The sequence below is a fragment of the Caulobacter rhizosphaerae genome (assembly GCF_010977555.1).
GTDB classification, from domain to species: Bacteria; Pseudomonadota; Alphaproteobacteria; order Caulobacterales; family Caulobacteraceae; genus Caulobacter; species Caulobacter rhizosphaerae.
The window spans coordinates 251915-268530 of the sequence record NZ_CP048815.1 but is presented as its reverse complement, the minus strand read 5'-3'; the positions used below and the strand labels follow the sequence as shown (position 1 = coordinate 268530).

The window sequence follows — 16616 nt, the reverse complement described above, 5'->3', positions numbered from 1 at the left end:
TAGAATTCTAGGCTCTAAGAATAAAGTCGCGCAGCCGATCCGTGAAGCTGGCGGGCGCGCGCGACGGCAATTTCTCCGAGCCCGTCAACTCGGCCAAGCGGGTCAGATGTTCGACAAGGCCGCGCTCGTCTGACGCGACATAGATCCCGGGAACGGCCTTGAAGCGCTCGGCGGTCGCCAACTGGTGCCCATTGCGGTGTTCGCCCCGCCGGTGATCGCGGGCCATGATGATGATCGGCTTGCCATATTCCATCGCCGTCAGGATCGAACCCATGCCCGCATGGCTGATCATGATCGTCGCGTTCAACTGCAGTTCCTGGAAAGCCTGGGGGGCGAGGAAGGGGAAGGCCTTCAGCGAACGGGGCACGTAGGTCGAGGGACCGATCTGCGCGACCACGTCCGACCGCCCGGTGGCGATCGCCCAGTCGTCGACCGTCCGCACCAGCCTGTCGAATGGAAGTTGGGTGCCTACTGACAGCAGTATCAAATGACCGACCCAAAACATTGCACGTCTGGATAGGCGTCCGTGAGGTGGGGCCATTGGGTCAGGCAAAGATCCACATGCTTGCGCACCAGGCGGCCGGACAGGGAAAGTTCCTCGGAATTGGCGATGCTGTCGATCCAGACCGTCCGCGCGCCCAGCAGCTTGCCCAGCCGCACCGCGAAGACGCCTGGCGCCGCGCCCGTGGTCACGATCGTGGACGGGCGGAACTTCAGCACGATGAACAGCAGTTGCGCGAACATGATCACCAACGCCATGGGATCGGTCTGGGACCCGTCTCTCACAATGGCCACCGGCCGCCCGCCGCAAGGCGCGCGCGCGCCCTTGATCGTCGTGACGCATTGTACGTCGAACCCGTCGAAGGCGGCGACCAGCCGCGACAGCTGAACCCAATGCCCTCCGGCGGACGCCACGAGAAGAAGTCTTGGCGCGGTCATGGCCGCAGGGGCCCTGTCGGGCGCGATCGGCCCAACCCCAATCCTGCCTCCGCACGCAGCGGGCGGTCGATCATGGCCTCATCATTCCCCAAAAGGTGTTCTGCGGACCGGAGCCAAGCCTTCCCGCCGACGAGTATAAGCAAGGCTCGACCTTAAGAAATGCCATTGAAACATTTTGGCTCGAAATTAAGGCCAAGCACGCTTTACGGCCCCAAAAAATAGCACTCTTCAGCTTCCCCAAACGTGTACGGCCCCGGTTTACACGCGGAGGGCTGCCCAAACCGCCATCCAGACCCCTTGAAGCCGAGATAGACACGCCCGAACACGTCCTTGTCTGCGTCCATGACGACGACTTCATCAAGAGCGCCGACAGGAAACTCGCCGATCCGCACCCAGTTCACGGCATTGTCTATCGATCGCCATACACCGTAGCGACCGTCAATCCGCCCTGTAACATAAACAGCCGGATAGTCATGTCCGGGCGCGGCCTTGCCAAAGGCGATGTCATGCGCCGCCTGCACCCGACGCAATACCGTCCAGGTCCGGCCGCCATCGACGGAGCGCCGAAGCGCCGTATCACCCGGATCCGATACGCCTGACGTGAAGAACAGATGACCCGCATGGCCGGGGACCACCCTAAGCTTGGCGCTGTAGCGGCTGGCGGGCGCGATCTCGCCCTTGTAGACCCTCGACCAGTCGGCGCCGCCGTCACGGGTGACCCACAGCCCCGCCAGTCCCGGATTGAGGCCGTCGCCGCTGTGGACCAGATAGAAGGTCTTGGCCAGCACCTTGTCGGCGGCCAGGGTCTTGCGATGAAAATTATAGTTCGCGTGCGAGCCGGTGTTGGGCAGCCGCTCGCCGGGCAAGACTACCCGCCGCCAGCTCCGACCCAAGTCGGTCGTGTAGAAGGGCGACCGGTTATGCGTAGGCGCCCAGACGATGTTGCGCGGATCGTCGGCCGCGACCGCGATCGTGCCGAACGCCATGCGCCAGGGATCGGACGGCGCCGTTCCGGGTGGCTGCGGCAGCGTGGCGAATTTCGTCCAGGTCTCGCCGCCGTCCTCGGTGTAGCCGGCGAGCACCGCGTCGCCATCCTCCGAGCAACAATCGGTCCGGGTGTCCGACGCGTTGGTGACGAAGAAACCGGGCTGGGCCGGCGTCCAGTCCAACTGTTGGGCGGCGATCAACACCCGCTCCTTGGGCCCGTAGCCGGTCGAAAACCGCTCAAGATCATCGCGTCGGTGGATGCCGAAATCCCAGGCTGCGAAAAGCGGCAGCTGGCCCGGCGCGGCGCTGACGTCGTTGGCCACCAGTTCTTCGATGCCCCGGGCCTGGCTTTCCCAGGTGATGTTTCCGAGCGGCTTGGCGATGTCGCCGAAATAGACGCCGGTGCCGGCGGCGTTCCAGAGCCGGCCACGGACCACGGGGTCGAACACCACCTGACCGGTGGCGAAATAGCTCTGATCGGCCACGCGCAGCCACGGCGGATCATCCTTTCCGGCCCGGGCGCTGGTTAGGACGCGAGACCACCGTAAGCCGCCGTTGTCGCTGCGGATCGCGTGACCGCCTTCGTCGAAGACATAGATGGATCCACTGCCCGGATCGACAGCCACGCTGCCGAACGGCGCCGGGTTCACACCGGCCGTCTGCGTGAGATCCTCCCAACGCGCTCCCGAGAACTTCCAGATCTTCTTGTGATCTTGATCGACCCCATAGAACGCGCCGTCGAGGCCGAACGCGCCCTGGCGAAGGCTGGTCGGCTGAGGATCTCCTGACGAGACCAGCGGTTTGAAGCTTCGGCCGCCGTCGAGAGAACGCGACACCCCGTCACCCGCCGACATGGTCCAAATCTGTGTCCCGTCGGGCGAAAACCACACGACCAGCCCCGGCCGGGATCCTGGCGGGGCCCGCGCCGGACCAAGCCCGCCCGGCGCCGTCGCGATCCTGATCCAGTCGCGCCCGCCGTTTTCCGACCGCCACAACCCATCGTTCGGCGTGCCCAGGAGCACGAGGTCCGGATTCTGCGGCGAAACGCTCATGAACGGGCCATAGTGTCGAAACGGGCTGTTGGCGTCGAACGTCACTGTCGGAAGGCTGGTGCGAACAAAGCTGCGTCCGCGATCGTTCGACCGATAGACCCTTCCGTGGATCGCCATGTAGATCCGATCGGGATCGGATGGCGCGACCGCGACTTCGTAAACGCCTTCGTTCAGCGTCATCGGCCCGCGATCTTCCGGCGGCATGCTCGCGGTCGTGACCAGTTGAAGCCAGCGGTTCGCCTCGGGCCGCCAAAGATAAGCGCCGTAGACGTCAGTTCTAACGATCCGCGTCACGCCCCTTGCGTCGGTGCTGTATCCCGTAATGAAGCCTCCGCCTCCGATCGCCACGGGGCGCCATGAATAGGCTTGGGCCGTCGCGTCGGCCACCGGCGGCGCGACGAGCCTGGGCGAAAGGTCCGCCGAACCGGCCGACCGGTCCGCGACCAGCGCCAGAAGAGCCAGGACGAGCGCCGAAATCATTATGCAACTCCTGAGCACACTTCCCCCCAGCCCACCAGGCGGGTCTTGGCCGGGGCTGTACATCAGCCCAGCGTCTACAGGCTTTTCGCAGTCATCAGTCAAGGCAGCCCCGGGACAAGCTGCGCCTTTACAGACCCTATATGGCGCCCAGCGCGTAGGCGCTTTTTCATTTCGAAGGTCCGAGCGTCAGAATCCTGACGCGCTTGTCGTGCAAACTTGGTTGACTTCATTTTTACCCCTTCGCTTGGGTTCGGCGGGTGTGCTAGTGGAGCCCGGTTTGGCGCTCGCCATGCGATGAGATCGAAAAACAGAGAAACGCTTTCGAAAGGTGGGCTGTGAACTATGCATCCACTATCAGGAAGCGGCTCACGCCTTCACTGCGTATTTGTTCACATCGACTATGCGCAGCCCTTTAGAAATGGATCTGGCGAAGATTAATGGAAAACAGTGTTGATACGCAGCCGCAGACGACCCGCGCCGGCGGGTCTTCTGGCGAGACCATCGATGTTGAACGCCTGATCGCCGCATTCCGGCGCCGCTTGTGGCTGTTCCTGGGCGTGGCCGGCGTGATCGCCGCCCTGCTGATGTTCGTGATGCTTCGGCAAACGCCGATGTACACGGCGACCGCCAACGTCATGATCAACACGCGGACCGAAAAGGTCGTCGACTCGCAGGCGGTCCTTTCCGGTCTGACGGCCGACACCAGCACAGTCGATACGGAAGTCGAGGTTCTCAAGTCGCCGCAACTTGCCGAAGCCGTCGTCGACGCCCTCAAGCTCGACAAGGACCCCGAGTTCAACGGCGCCCTCAAGTCGCCGGGGCTTGTCGGCAGCATCCTGGGGGGCAAGAAGGCCGCCAGCGAGCGCGCCGCGCCTGGCGCCGCCGAAGCCGAGCGGCAGGCCGTGATCGCCGCGGTCGGCAAGCAGTTGACGGTTCGTCGCGTCGGCCTCACCTATTCGATCACGATCAGCTTCCAGTCGACCTCGCCGATGAAGGCCGCCACGATCGCCAACGCGTTCGCCGACGCCTACCTGCGGTCGCAGCTGACCGCGAAGTTCGACGCCACCCGCCAGGCCAACACCTTCCTGAATAGCCGTCTCGACACTCTGCGCACTCAGTTGCAGGAAGCCGACGCGGCCGTCTCCAACTATCGTGTCGCCAACAATCTGCTCAGCTCGGAAGGCACCACGCTCACCGAGCAGGAAATCTCCGCCTACAACCAGCAACTGGCCCAGGCCCGCGCCCAGCAAGCCGAGGACGAGGCGCGTCTGCGCACCGCCCGCGCTCAGCTGGCCGCCGGCTCAAACGGTGACGACGTCGGCGAGGCTCTAAGCTCCCAGGTCGTGCAGAATCTGCGCGCGCAACGCGCCGGCGTCAGTGGCCGCGTGGCCGAGATGTCAGGCCGTTACGGTGATCGCCATCCGGACATGGTGCGGGCCCAGCGCGAGCTGGCGGATATCGACCAGCAGATCCAGGCGGAAATTCGCCGCATCGTCTCCAACCTCGAAGCCCGCGTCCGGGTCTCACAACAGCGCACCGCCTCCGTGGAAGCCAGCCTCGGCGGCGCTCGCGGCACCCTGGCCGCCAACAGCGCGGCCTCGGTGCATCTGAAGGAGCTCGAAGGTAACGCCGAAGCCGCCCGCACCGTCTATCAGAGCTTCCTGGACCGCTATAAGCAAACCGGCGCCCAGGAAGGCGTTGAACAGGCCGACGCACGCGTCGTTTCTCGCGCGACGCCGCCTTCGCATCAGAGCTCGCCCAACGTGATGCTGGCCCTGGCGCTCAGCATAGTCGTTGGGGCCGGCGCAGGTCTGGCCGCGGTTATTATCGCCGAGATCATGGACGCCGGCCTGGCGACCTCGGACGACGTCGAACGCAAGATCGGTCTGGCCAGCGTCGCCTCGATCCCTCTGATGTCGTCGGTCGCCGAGGCGAACGAACGCGGCATCCAGCCGATCGACTATGTCCTTCGCAAGCCGCTTTCCGGTTTCGCGGAGGCCTTCCGCTCGCTGCGCACCGCGATCCTCTACGCCGTACCTGGTCAGCAAGGTAAGATCGTGGTCCTGACCTCGGCCCTGCCGGGCGAAGGCAAGACCACCACCTCGATCTGCCTCGCGCGCGTCGCCGCCCAGTCCGGCAGCAAGGTGCTGCTGCTTGACTGCGATCTGCGCCGCCGCGCGGTCACCCGCACCCTGGGCCTGACGCCGGAAAACGGTCTGGCCGAGGTGCTGCACGGCGCGGCGACGCTGGAGAGCGCTGTGCTTCTGGACCAGGCCTCGGGCGCTTATGTTCTGCCGCTGGCCCACACGGCTTCGTCCACCGAGGACGTCTTCGGCCTGCCGGCGATGGACCAGCTCTTGGCTCGGGCTCGCGCCTCGTTCGATCTGATCATCCTCGACACCGCCCCGGTGCTCGCCCTGGCGGACACGCGGATCCTGGCCGGCAAGACCGACGTCGTCGTACTGCTGGCGCGCTGGCGCAAGACCCCGGCCCGCGCCATCGGCGCCTCGGTCCGCCTGCTTCAGCAGGCCAACGCCCAGATCGCCGGCGTGGCCCTGACCCAGGTCGACATGAACGCCCAGTCCAAGCACGGCTACGGCGACGCCGGCTACTACTACGACGAATACAAGAAGTACTACGCAAGCTAAACGACCCTCGGGTCTTTCGGACAAGCCCGTCGCCATCTGGCGGCGGGCTTTTTCTTTACCCCGTCAGCGGCATTTCTTAAGTATTAGCAGGCATTAATCATATCAGTTTACCAGGAATTGAAGTCGATCATCGAAGGTGCGCGGGTAAGGAGCACTTCCCCGATGTTGACGCCGCGCACTCTGCAACGATGCTTCAAGGTCTTCTTTGCAATCGCGTTCGCAAGCCTGCTGATCGTGATGCTAGGCCCGTTCCAGGACCTCGAACTGCGGTTCGGCTTCACCGACAAGGAAGCGCACGCCACCGCCTTCTTCGCAGTGGCCAACGCCCTGTTCATTATCGCCCCCCGCAGGCGACGGACCGACTTGGCCATGGTCGCCGCGGCGCTGGGCTTGGCCATCGAACTCCTGCAGGGCCTGACGGGCCGCGACATGTCGCTGGCGGACTTCATGGCCGACGCGGCCGGGATCACCGCGGCGGTCCTGCCGGGCGCGGTCGAGCGCCTGCGCCATCAGCTTCGCACCCATCCCGACCTCAGCGTCCGGCAACTGCGGGCCCTGGACAGGCGCAAGCGCCGCCGTCGTCCCGCTCCCAAGGTCCAGGACGCGGCCTCTTCGGCCAACCCGGTCTGATCGGCGTCATCTCATTTCTCAGGCCGGCGGCGTCCCAACGCCGCCGGCTTTTCTATTGTGCAGTCCAGGTGAAGCTTCCGTCGCAGTTTACCCCAACTAGGTAGAATCCCTTATTTAGTTAAGGGGGATTAACTCTATACGTATACTTATGTTTACCCATTTATCTACGCCGGTTATTAGATTTTAATTGCGATATTCGGTCCCGAACAGGGGATGAGTATCCATGCGCAACCGGTCCGCTCTTAGCCTTCTGGCTCTGATGTTCGCGCCCGCTCTCGCCGTGGCCGCGCCGATGAAGGTCGCGCCGCCCATGCCGCTGGGCGCGCCCACCGCCGCGCCGGTCGGCTTCGCCGACCTCTGTCAGCGCCAGCCCATCGAGTGCGTGGACGGCGTCCGCGGCGACGATATCGACGCCAGTCAGGCGGCCAAGCTGGCCGAAGTCCGGCAGTGGGCCGGGCAGGCCCGCTGGGCGGCCCTGTTCGGGCGTACGACCGCCGAATTGGCCGAGGCGCCCGCCTCGGCTTACCCAGGCTATATCAACCGTCCGCTGGCGCCGCGTCCCGTCGCGAACCTGTTCGAACCGGTCGCCCCCGTCATCGCGGAGGAGCCAGAGACCGAAGACGCCGATCCCGTCACCGCCACGACCGCCGTGCCGGCCGTCGAGGGTGTGATGGTCGAGGACGCGCCGGTCGAGAGCGCCCGGGCTGAAAATGGGGCGATCAACGACGCGCCCGCACCGCCGATGGTCAGCCAACTGAGCGATCGCGAGCTGCAGCGGATCAACACCCAGGTCAACCGCTCGATCCGTCGCTCGGACGACTATGCCGCCTATGGAAGGGCCGACTACTGGGCCGCCGGCGTCGACCACGTCAAACGGGGGGACTGCGAAGACTACGCCCTGGCCAAGCGGCGCGCGCTGATCGAGGCGGGCGCCCCGGGCGAGGCCCTATCGATCGCCATCGTCCGTACGTTCCACGGCGAAATGCACGCCGTGCTGCTGGTGGCCACCAACGAGGGCGAAGTCGTGCTCGACAACCTGTCGCCCTGGATCCTGCCCTGGAACGAAGCGCCCTATCAGTGGCTGGACCGCCAGGCGCCAGGCGCCCCCACCAAGTGGGTCCACGTCGGGGTGAGCACGCGCTCCTAGAGCCCTTTAGCCTCACATGGATTGATGTGAGGCGCCTAAAACGCATCAGTCGACGGTCCAGCGGTCAGGGATCCTGGGAGCCGAACATTCGGCTCTCGCGGTCACGCGCCTTGAGCTTGCGCCGCGATCAGCGCTGCCCGCATCTGTTCGGCCTGTTCCGGAGTGATCCCCATGGCTGACAACAGCGGGGAAGGCGCGGCGTGATCCCAGGCGTGACGGCCGCCGATCGTGACGCCACCGTCGACCACGATATGGGTTCCGGTCACGAATTCGGAATCGTCGCTGGCCAGATAGAGCGCCGCCCGAGCGATGTCTTCCGGCAAGCCGGCCTTGGGGATCGGCTGGATCTTCGGCCCGACCTCGGCCACCCGGGCGGCCATCTGGTCGGCCACCTCCCGCGGCAGGCCCATCGACGCCCCGAAGATCGAAGTGGCGATCAGGCCGGGGCAGATGGCGTTGACCCGCACCTTCAACGGTGACAGCTCGGCGGCCGCGCACTTGCTCATGTGGATCACCGCGGCCTTGGCCGTCGAGTAGGCCAGGGGCCCAAAACCCGCCTGAAGGCCGGCGATCGAGGCGGTGTTGATGATGCTGCCGCCACCGCGCTGCAGCATCAGGGGCAGGGCGTGCTTCATGCCCAGAACCGGCCCGCGCAACAGCAGGGCGAACGTGGCGTCCCAGCCCTCGGCGGTCATATCGGCCACGCCGTTCGGCGCGCCGCCATGGCCGGCGTTGTTGAACAGGATGTCGAGCCCACCGAACGCGTCCTGGGCCAAGGCAACAGCGGCGGCGACCTGGCTTTCGTGGGTGACGTCGCAGGGGGCGAAACGTACCTGGCCGGGGAAACGCTTTTCGAGCATCTCGCCCTTGTCGACCTGCAGATCGGCGGCGACGACCTTGGCGCCCTGGGCCGCGAACAGCTCCACCGTTCCGAGCCCAATGCCCGAGCATCCGCCGGTGATCACCGCAACCTTGCCGTCAAGACGTCCCGTCATGCGCCGCTCCCTTTGGCCGCGCGCGGCCTCTGGAAGGGTGGGCCGCTGCGTGAGGCGCGGCTATCCTGGCCCGGCGGAACGCGCCTGGCCAGGACTAAGTGAACAGCGTTCAGGCTTGCTGGCGAACGGGCGTCTCTTGCGACCGGTTGAACACCAGGTTGAACAGCAGCCAGACGGCGCAGGGCAGCAGGACCACGGCCCATGCCAGCACCAGGCCGGCCAGACCGAAGACCGCCCCGACACGTTGCGCGATATTGGGCCGCTCGGCCTTTCGGCCGGAGGGCGACACGTGGATCTTCAGGCTCATCGTCCCCCCAGACTGTCAGAGCGGGCCAGATCGGACGCCCGGACATATTCAGCGCGGGCGGCGTCCAAAGCTTTACGGGAAGAGACCTGCCGCGCCAAGGCGCGACGCACGTCACGCAGGGCAGGCCCCATCAGATGCCATGGTTCTACGCAGTAGCGCGTGAACAGGCGCCGCGGGTCGACCACCAGCCGGAACAACCACTCCATGCCCACCTGCCCCATCCAGCGGGGCGAGGGGCGCTGGACGCCGGCCTCGTAGTCGAAAGCGCCGCCGACCGTGAAGGTCACGCAGGGGCCCAGCTTGGCCTGGTTCTCCAGAACCCAGACCTCCTGGCGCGGCATGCCCATGCCGACCAGCACGATGTCGGGCCGATAGTCGTTGATCGCGTCAACCACGGCCTGGTTTTCGGCCGAACCGGGCGCGACATCGAAATAGCCATGGTGCGTACGGATCCGCGCGGCTGGCCAATCAGCCTGGATCCTGGCGGTCGCCTTCTCGCCGACGCCCGGAGCGCCGCCGACGAAGAACACCTTCCAGTCTTCCCGGATGGCGCGCTCCCAGAAGGCGTCACGCCAGTCCAGATAGGTGCAGCGGTGAAACCGGCGGCTGGCCCGGCCGACGATGCGCGCCCAGAAGATCAGCGGCACGGAATCGACCTCGATCAGGTCGGATGTGGCGAAGAACTCGGCGATCTTCTGGTCCTTGCGGATCAGATACAGGCTGTGGAGATTGTGATTGGCGACCACGGCGCTTTCGCGTGCGGCGATCTTGCCAGCCACGAAATGGAAAACTTCCTCTGGACGGACCAGGTCCATCGACCCGCCGAGCACCTGCACGCGCTCCTCGGGACGGCGGCTCATACGAAAGTTTTGACGCACCTCTGGAGAGGAGGCGTCTCTCGCTGGAAGGAACATCTTACCCGACTCCGACGACTTGGAGCACAGGTCTATAGGAATAGGCTTAGCCTTTTCCCAAGAAGAATGATTAGCGAAACTTAACCTTGAAAACCTCTATTCAGGAGCGATTCACCATTTAAACAACTGACGACACAGGTGGACCGAACGCTCAAGGACTTCGATTTCGTAGAACGCCGGTCCGCCTGTGTCGGGATGTCGCGGATTATTCGTTGACGACCACGACCTTGCCCATGGCTTTCCGGCTGGCCAGGTGCGCGATCGCGTCGCCGGCCTTGGCCAAGGGGAATCGCTCGGAGACATAGGGCCGGATCTTGCCCGCGGCATAGAGCTCCATCAGTTCCCGGACGTTCTGAGCGTGCCCTTCGGGATCGCGGGCCACCGCCGCCCCCCAGAACACCCCGACGATGTCGCACGACTTCAGCAGGGTCAGGTTCAACGGGATCTTCGGGATACCGGACGGGAAGCCGATCACCAGGAAGCGGCCGTTCCAGCCCGCCGCGCGGATCGTGGCCTCCGAATAGTCGCCGCCGACCGCATCATAGGCCACGTCCCAGCCGCCGGGGCCGCAGGCGTCCTTGATCTGCGTCGCCAGGGCCTTCTGGCCGTCCTTGTCGAACGGGCCGCGCGGATAGACCACGCCGGCGGCGGCGCCGCGGCTGAGGGCCAGATCGACCTTTTCCTGGCTGGAACAGGCGGCGATCACCCGGGCGCCGGCCGCCTTGCCCAGCTCGACCGCCGCCAAGCCCACGCCGCCCGCCGCCCCCAGCACCAGCAGGGTCTCGCCGGCTTTCAGCCGGCCACGGTCCTTCAGGGCGTAGTAGGAGGTGCCGTAGGTCAGGATGAAGGCGGCGGCCTCGTCGAACGGCATGGTGTCGGGAATCGGCGTGCAGCGCGCCGCGTCCAGAGCGACCCGCTCGGCCATGCCGCCCCAACCCGTCGAGGCCAGCACCCGCTGGCCGACTTCCAGCGTCGTGACGCCCTCGCCCACCGCGGCGACGACGCCAGACACCTCGCCGCCGGGCGCGAACGGCCGCTCGGGCCTGAACTGATACTTGTCCTCGATGATCAGCACGTCGGGATAGTTGACGCCGCAGGCCTTGACCTCGAGCACCACCTGCCCCGGGCCAGGATGAGGGTCGGGCAGGTCTTCCAGCACCAAGGTCTCGGGTCCGCCGACCGCCTTGCTGAGCACCGCCTTCATCTCGCCTCTCCCTGCGTTTGTCTTTATGAGCGGCCGGACGCTAGCGCACGCCGGACGGCCAAGGAAGCAGAATGTCAAACAAACGTTTTACCCTCGCCCTGCACGGCGGCGCCGGGGCCAAGCGCGGCCACGACTACGACATCGAGATCGCCCATATGCGCAGCTTGGTTGAGGCGGCGCGCGAGCGGCTGGTGGCGGGAGCCAGCGCCCTGGACGTGGCCGTCGAGACCGTGGCGGCCCTGGAGGCGTCCGGCCTCTACATCGCCGGCAAGGGCGCCTCGCCCAACGCCGACGGCGAATATGAGCTGGACGCCAGCCTGATGGACGGCGCGACGCTGCGCGCCGGGTCGGTCGCGGCCCTGCAGGGCTTTCAGAGTCCGATCCTGGCCGCCCGGGCGGTGATGGAGCGCACGCCGCACGTGATGCTGGCTGGCGAAGGCGCCATGGCCTTCGCCCGCGAACAGGGTCTGAAGCCGATCACCGATCCCGCGGCCTGGTTCACCCAGGCCGGGGCGTTCGAGGCCAACCATGCGCCCGGCGTCCTGCCGACCGGCACCGTGGGCTGCGTCGTCCGCGACGCCGAGGGCCGGCTGGCGGCGGCGACCTCCACGGCCGGGGTGTTCGGCAAGCTGCCCGGCCGGGTCGGGGATTCGCCGATCATCGGCGCGGGCGCCTGGGCGGACGGCCATGCGGCGGTTTCCTGCACCGGCCAAGGCGAATTTTTCATCCGCACCGCGGTGGCCGCCCAGATCGCCCATCGGGTGCGGTTTGGGGGCGAGCGCCTGGAGGACGCCGCCCAGGCCGCCATCCAGGGCGTGGCGGATCTCGGCGGCCACGGCGGCCTGATCGCCGTGGACCGCGACGGCAATGTCGCCATGCCCTTCGCCTCCAGCGGCCTCAAGCGCGCGGCCCTGCTGCCGGACGGGACGATCGTCGCCGAGGCGTTTTAGGTCGCGGCGGGCGCCCGCCCTCCGTTGAACGCCGCTTCGGAAATTCGCCTCCCGAGCGAAGCTTGGCCCATTTTGGCGCCGCCCTTGCGTCGAGCCGCCTCAGTGCAGCGCGAGAAAGGGCGTGATCAATGCCTCGCTTTCATTTCGAAGCCCAAGGTTCGGAGCGGTTCCCCGATCCCGAGGGCGTGGAGCTGAGCAACCTGACCGCAGCACGCCGGGAAGCCGCGCGCCTGGCGGCGGCCTTGGTGCGCGACTATCCGGAGGTGTTCGCCGAGCCCAGAAGCTGGCGCATGTGCATCCTCGACGACGACGGCAATACGCTGGAAGCCCAGCCGTTCGACGCCTTGGACCTCAAGCCGAACGCGAACGACGACTAACCACGTCGCCGGTCTGATGGGTCGGCGGCGACAACAGTTTGGCCAGATCCTGCGCCAGGCCGGCCTGGCGATCCTCGTCCAGGACCGAAAGCAGCCGGCGCTCCACAGCTTCGACGTCGGCGCTCACCTGGCTGGCCAAGGCTTCGCCGCCAGGGGAAATCTGCACGATCACCGCTCGGCGGTCGCCCGGCAGGGCGGAGCGGACGACGCAGCCCCTGGCGATCAGGCCATCGACGGTGCGGGTCAGGGACGTACGATCGATGGCGCTGGCCTGGGCCAGCTCGGTCATGCTGCACACCCCGCGCTTTCGCAGCACGCCTAGCGCCATCCACTGGGTCAGGTTGAGCTGGTGGCGCGCGAGGACTTCGCTCACCAGCGCCCTTCGGTGTTGCTCGACGCGATAGAGCAGGTCGGTCAGAACGGCGGCGGTGGTCACGGTCGCGATCATCTCCGTGGGTCTTTAGAAGGCCACCGGGAATGGGCGACATTGGGGCGCAAACCTCGGACTCGCGCCATTCGTTCCCACTGCGAACCCGTAGCTTCAGCGTCTCAAGTCTGGACGATGGAGCCTTGCCGTCCCGTCATTGCACGCTGCAGCTTGCGCCGGCGCTGACCGACGGCGCTCGAACCCTCTCGGCGCCCCAATTGTAAATAATTGTGATCCAGGGCGATAAGTCGCAGAAATTACTCCGTTAACTATGGTCACAATCGTTATTGTTGTGCATGCATAAGACTATCGCTCTACGCAGTATATAGCTCGTCGATGGAGACCCTCGTGCACGCGCTTAGCGGCCGATTACTTGGCGCGGCCAGTTTGATAAACACGCCGGAAGCGGCGGCCGCGATTTTCAAGCTTGCCGTTAAGACCAACGATCCCGAATTTCTCCTGCGCTCGTTGCGGGTTCTGTCGCATTCGAAAGGCATGTCCGATGCGCTGGCCTGGTCCGGAATGCCTGGCGACCTGCCCCGTCGAGCGATCGAGAACCAAGGCCCCACCAGGGTGCAGGCCCTGACCGAGGTGACCCGATGCCTGAGCGCCCGGCTGGACACGCCGGCCGCGATCGCTGACTGAAGTCGCGCGGAAAGCGGGCGGCGGGAAGGCCAGGGCCCTCCCGCCGGGTTCGAACTAGAACTTGCCGCGGACGCCGAACTTGATCGTCCGGCCGTTGAACTTGGCGTAGTCCATCCGCGTCTTGCGGCCATCGCCGTAGCGGCCGCTGACGTCATCGAAATAGTCGTAGGTCAGGGCGTTGGTGAGGTTCAGCGCGTCCAGGCGGACCTCGATGCTGTCGTTGATCTTGTAGCTGATATTGCCGTCGAGGAAGCCCGACCCGGCGTGCCAGCGCTGCAAGTCCGAACCGTTGTTGGTGGTCTCGATGATGTTCTTGGCCTTGTAGTTGTAGGACAGGCGAACACCAAACGGGCCCTTCTCGTAATAGCCCGTCAGGCTATACGAGTACTTGGGCACGGTGTTGACGTTGAGGATCTTGCCGGCCGTGGTCGCATAGTTGTAGCCGCTGGTGTTGACGTGAGTGAAGCTGGCCAGGGCGCCCAGGCCGCTCCAGAAGCCCGGCAGGAAATCGAACGACTGCTGGTAGGCCAGTTCGTAGCCGTCAAGCTTGATCGAACCCTGGTTGTAGTAGGTGGCCAGGGTGATCGGCAGGTTCGGGTCGACCTTGCCGGTCGCCGGGTCCTGGAAGATCGGCGCCAGGGCGGTGTCGGGCAGGCCCAGCGACGAGAACGGCACGGTGGTCGTGGTCGAGACCGTGGTGTCCTTGAGCTCCTTCCAGAAGAACCCGGCGCTCAGGATCCCGCCGCGCCCGAAGTACCATTCCAGGCCGGTGTCGTAGTTGGTCGAGGTCTGCGGCAGCAGGTCCGGATTCCCCGAGGTCGCGCGGGTGTCGTAGATGTTCGGGATGACCGTGTTGGCGGCGATGATCGACAGCGACGCCCGGGTGATCGTCTTGCCCCATGACCCCCGCCAGATCAGCTTGTCGGTCAGGTCGTAGGCGAAGCTGGCTGACGGCAGGGTGTTGTCGTACGAGCCATCGGCCTTGTTGGGCACATAGGTCGTCACTGCCCCGTTCGTCTGGCGCAGATAGTTGTCGATGTGGGTGCTGGTCTCGGAATAGCGCACGCCGGCGTTGACGCGCAGTTCGCGATCGAAGACCTCGCCCTTCAGGTCCGTCTGCAGGAAGGCGGTCTTGACCTCTTCCTCGGCCCCGAAGCTGGCGTTGAAGTCGATCGGCGTGGCCCTGGCCGTGCCGATCGGGTCGAAGGTGTTCATCATGTAGTCGCGGCTGAACGTCGCCCATTCCTGGGGATAGCCCGACCCGATCACCAGGTTGTCGAGCGGCACCTCGTGCAGCATCTGCGAGCGCAGACCGGCGGCGCCGATGGCGTTGACCTTGGCGGTGCCGGCCGCCGTGGCGTTGCGCTTGCTGGTGTCCTTCTGGGTCGAGACGTAGGAGAAGCCGCCCTTCAGGTGCCCCTCGACGCCGAACAGGCCGTAGTCGTAGTCGGCGAAGACCTTGGCCGTCTTTTCCTTGTCGATCTCGCGCCGCCAGTCGAAGCCAACGCCGAAGTCCTGGTAGTTGTTGGGATTGGTGAAGTCGACGCCGGGCGCCGACAGGGCCGGATAGACGTGGTCGTCCGTATAGTCGATCGTCGAGGTCACGCCGTAGAGGTTGGAGACCAGGCGGTTGCCGGTGAAGAAGGCGTCGCTCTTGCTGAGGCTGCCCTGCGCCGTCACCTTCAAGCGGTCGGTGAACTGGTAGCTGGCGTTGAACGAGGCCATCTTGAACTTGGTCTCGGCGTTATAGAAGTAGCTCTCGCCGAGGTAGGACGTGTTCCCGAACGTGCCTTCCAGCAGGTTCGATTCCGGATCCAGGGTGACATTGATCGGCACCAGGCCGTTATGGCCCGGCGCGCCGGGCTGGGCGGCGGTGTTGGTGGTCTTGGAGTTCCGGATCGGCAGGCCGAAGGTGTACTCGTCCAGAGAGTCCGTCAGCTTCGAATAGAGCCCGTCGAGACTGACGTTCAGCTTTTCGTTCTGGTACTGCAGCGAGGCGACGGCGCCGTCGCGCTTACGCGTGTTTTCGCCGCCATAGTAGCGGTAGAAGCGCGGCAGATAGCCGTTCTCGATCTGGGCGCGGGTCAGGCTGCCGGGATTGTAGCGGGGGTCGGCGAAGTCCAGCGTGACCGCGAACGGGCCTTTGTTGGGCGACTGGCTGCCCAGGGTATGGCTGTTGTAGCCGCCGGTGGCCTCGAAGCCGGAACGGTTGTTGACGCTCTCGGAGTGCGCCACGGCGAGCAGCGCGCCGAAGTTGCCCCAGGTGTTGGAGAACAGCGCAAAGCCGGCCGGGTCCAGGTGCTTGGACTTGTCGTTGTAGGACCCCACCACCTGGTAGCGGATCGCCCGGCCCGGATGGTCGAACGGACGCGGCGTCTGCAGGTCGACCACGCCGCCGATCCCGCCTTCTTCCAGCTCGGCCAGCGGGGTCTTGTAGAAGTCCACGCGACCGAACAGCTCCGAGGCGAAGACGTCGTAGTTGAAGTCGCGCGACGAACCGCCGACGTTGCTGGACGAGGTGGTGCGGACCGGGGCGCCGTTGATGGTGGTGACGTTGTAGTCCGAGCCCAGGCCGCGGATCGAGATCCGCTGGCCCTCGTTGGAGGCGCCGTCGCGGCTCAGATAGACGCCCGGAATGCGTTGCAGCGCTTCAGCGACGTTGGCCTCGGGGAACTTGCCGATGTCCTCGGCCACGATCGAGTCGCGGACCACGATCGCGTCCTTCTTCAGGTTCAGCGACTTCTGCAGCGAAGACCGGAAGCCGGTGACGACCACCTCATCGACGGTGTCGCGCGCCGCATCGCTGTTGGTGGCCGTATCGTTCGCCGTAGCCGCATCCTGGGCCCAGGCGGCCGTGGCGGCGCCCATCCCCACGGCCAGGATCGTCGTCAGCAGCAGTTGCTTCTTCATGGTT

The 16616-nt window shown here is 65.6% G+C and carries 15 protein-coding genes; 6 read left to right on the top strand and 9 right to left on the bottom strand.

Translation table 11 applies throughout. The annotated features are described in order from the left end of the window. Positions 1 to 7: 7 nt before the first annotated feature. From G3M57_RS01220 to G3M57_RS01210, 3 genes are all read right to left on the bottom strand, one after another. A complete protein-coding gene (locus tag G3M57_RS01220) occupies positions 8 to 505 on the bottom strand; it encodes a glycosyltransferase (RefSeq protein ID WP_341873445.1) in 498 nt (165 codons plus the stop codon). After that, entirely contained in the window at positions 484 to 915 is a 432-nt protein-coding gene (locus G3M57_RS01215; RefSeq protein WP_082564783.1) for a glycosyltransferase family protein, read from the bottom strand. Before G3M57_RS01215 ends, G3M57_RS01220 begins: the two co-directional genes overlap by 22 nt. Positions 916 to 1142: 227 nt before the next feature. Continuing rightward, entirely contained in the window at positions 1143 to 3458 is a 2316-nt protein-coding gene (locus G3M57_RS01210) for a beta propeller repeat protein (RefSeq protein WP_230983745.1), read from the bottom strand. Between the two features lie 437 nt (positions 3459 to 3895). Here G3M57_RS01210 and G3M57_RS01205 point away from each other — a divergent pair, with 437 nt between their 5' ends. The 3 genes from G3M57_RS01205 to G3M57_RS01195 all read left to right on the top strand — a co-directional run bounded on the left by G3M57_RS01205 (position 3896) and on the right by G3M57_RS01195 (position 7883). Continuing rightward, the gene (locus G3M57_RS01205; RefSeq protein ID WP_056762205.1) at positions 3896 to 6106 is read left to right on the top strand and encodes a GumC family protein; all 2211 of its coding nucleotides are present in this window, start codon (positions 3896 to 3898) and stop codon (positions 6104 to 6106) included. 162 nt (positions 6107 to 6268) lie between these two features. Continuing rightward, complete coding sequence (locus G3M57_RS01200; RefSeq protein WP_056762204.1) at positions 6269 to 6736, top strand: VanZ family protein; 468 nt, start codon at positions 6269 to 6271, stop codon at positions 6734 to 6736. A 223-nt stretch (positions 6737 to 6959) separates the two neighbouring features. Then, a complete protein-coding gene (locus tag G3M57_RS01195; RefSeq protein ID WP_056762202.1) occupies positions 6960 to 7883 on the top strand; it encodes a transglutaminase-like cysteine peptidase in 924 nt (307 codons plus the stop codon). A 101-nt stretch (positions 7884 to 7984) separates the two neighbouring features. On the opposite strand, the gene G3M57_RS01190 is transcribed toward G3M57_RS01195, so the two are convergent. From G3M57_RS01190 to G3M57_RS01175, 4 genes are all read right to left on the bottom strand, one after another. After that, the gene (locus G3M57_RS01190) at positions 7985 to 8878 is read right to left on the bottom strand and encodes an SDR family NAD(P)-dependent oxidoreductase (protein WP_163228450.1); all 894 of its coding nucleotides are present in this window, start codon (positions 8876 to 8878) and stop codon (positions 7985 to 7987) included. Positions 8879 to 8987: 109 nt separating this feature from the next. Beyond that, positions 8988 to 9185, bottom strand: coding sequence for a hypothetical protein (locus tag G3M57_RS01185; protein ID WP_163228449.1), 198 nt, complete (start codon positions 9183 to 9185; stop codon positions 8988 to 8990). Next, positions 9182 to 10099, bottom strand: coding sequence for a WecB/TagA/CpsF family glycosyltransferase (locus tag G3M57_RS01180; RefSeq protein ID WP_056762198.1), 918 nt, complete (start codon positions 10097 to 10099; stop codon positions 9182 to 9184). Before G3M57_RS01180 ends, G3M57_RS01185 begins: the two co-directional genes overlap by 4 nt. Positions 10100 to 10304: 205 nt before the next feature. Then, on the bottom strand, positions 10305 to 11303 hold the full coding sequence (locus G3M57_RS01175; RefSeq protein ID WP_163228448.1) for an NADPH:quinone oxidoreductase family protein: 999 nt from the start codon (positions 11301 to 11303) through the stop codon (positions 10305 to 10307). A gap of 71 nt (positions 11304 to 11374) precedes the next feature. Here G3M57_RS01175 and G3M57_RS01170 point away from each other — a divergent pair, with 71 nt between their 5' ends. Together G3M57_RS01170 and G3M57_RS01165 are read left to right on the top strand one after the other, a co-directional pair. After that, positions 11375 to 12253: an isoaspartyl peptidase/L-asparaginase family protein gene (locus G3M57_RS01170; protein WP_163228447.1), complete on the top strand. Its 879-nt coding sequence runs from the start codon at positions 11375 to 11377 to the stop codon at positions 12251 to 12253. 128 nt (positions 12254 to 12381) lie between these two features. Next, the gene (locus G3M57_RS01165) at positions 12382 to 12630 is read left to right on the top strand and encodes a DUF6894 family protein (protein ID WP_163228446.1); all 249 of its coding nucleotides are present in this window, start codon (positions 12382 to 12384) and stop codon (positions 12628 to 12630) included. On the opposite strand, the gene G3M57_RS01160 is transcribed toward G3M57_RS01165, so the two are convergent. After that, entirely contained in the window at positions 12605 to 13078 is a 474-nt protein-coding gene (locus G3M57_RS01160) for a MarR family winged helix-turn-helix transcriptional regulator (RefSeq protein ID WP_163228445.1), read from the bottom strand. The two genes, G3M57_RS01165 and G3M57_RS01160, sit on opposite strands and share 26 nt — an antisense overlap. 315 nt (positions 13079 to 13393) lie before the next feature. Here G3M57_RS01160 and G3M57_RS01155 point away from each other — a divergent pair, with 315 nt between their 5' ends. Then, a complete protein-coding gene (locus G3M57_RS01155; protein ID WP_163228444.1) occupies positions 13394 to 13702 on the top strand; it encodes a hypothetical protein in 309 nt (102 codons plus the stop codon). Positions 13703 to 13756: 54 nt separating this feature from the next. Here the strand turns inward: G3M57_RS01155 and G3M57_RS01150 are convergent, their stop codons facing one another. Continuing rightward, positions 13757 to 16612 carry a TonB-dependent receptor gene (locus G3M57_RS01150; RefSeq protein WP_163228443.1) on the bottom strand — a complete coding sequence of 952 codons (2856 nt, stop codon included), beginning with the start codon at positions 16610 to 16612 and terminating at the stop codon, positions 13757 to 13759. Positions 16613 to 16616 lie beyond the last annotated feature (4 nt).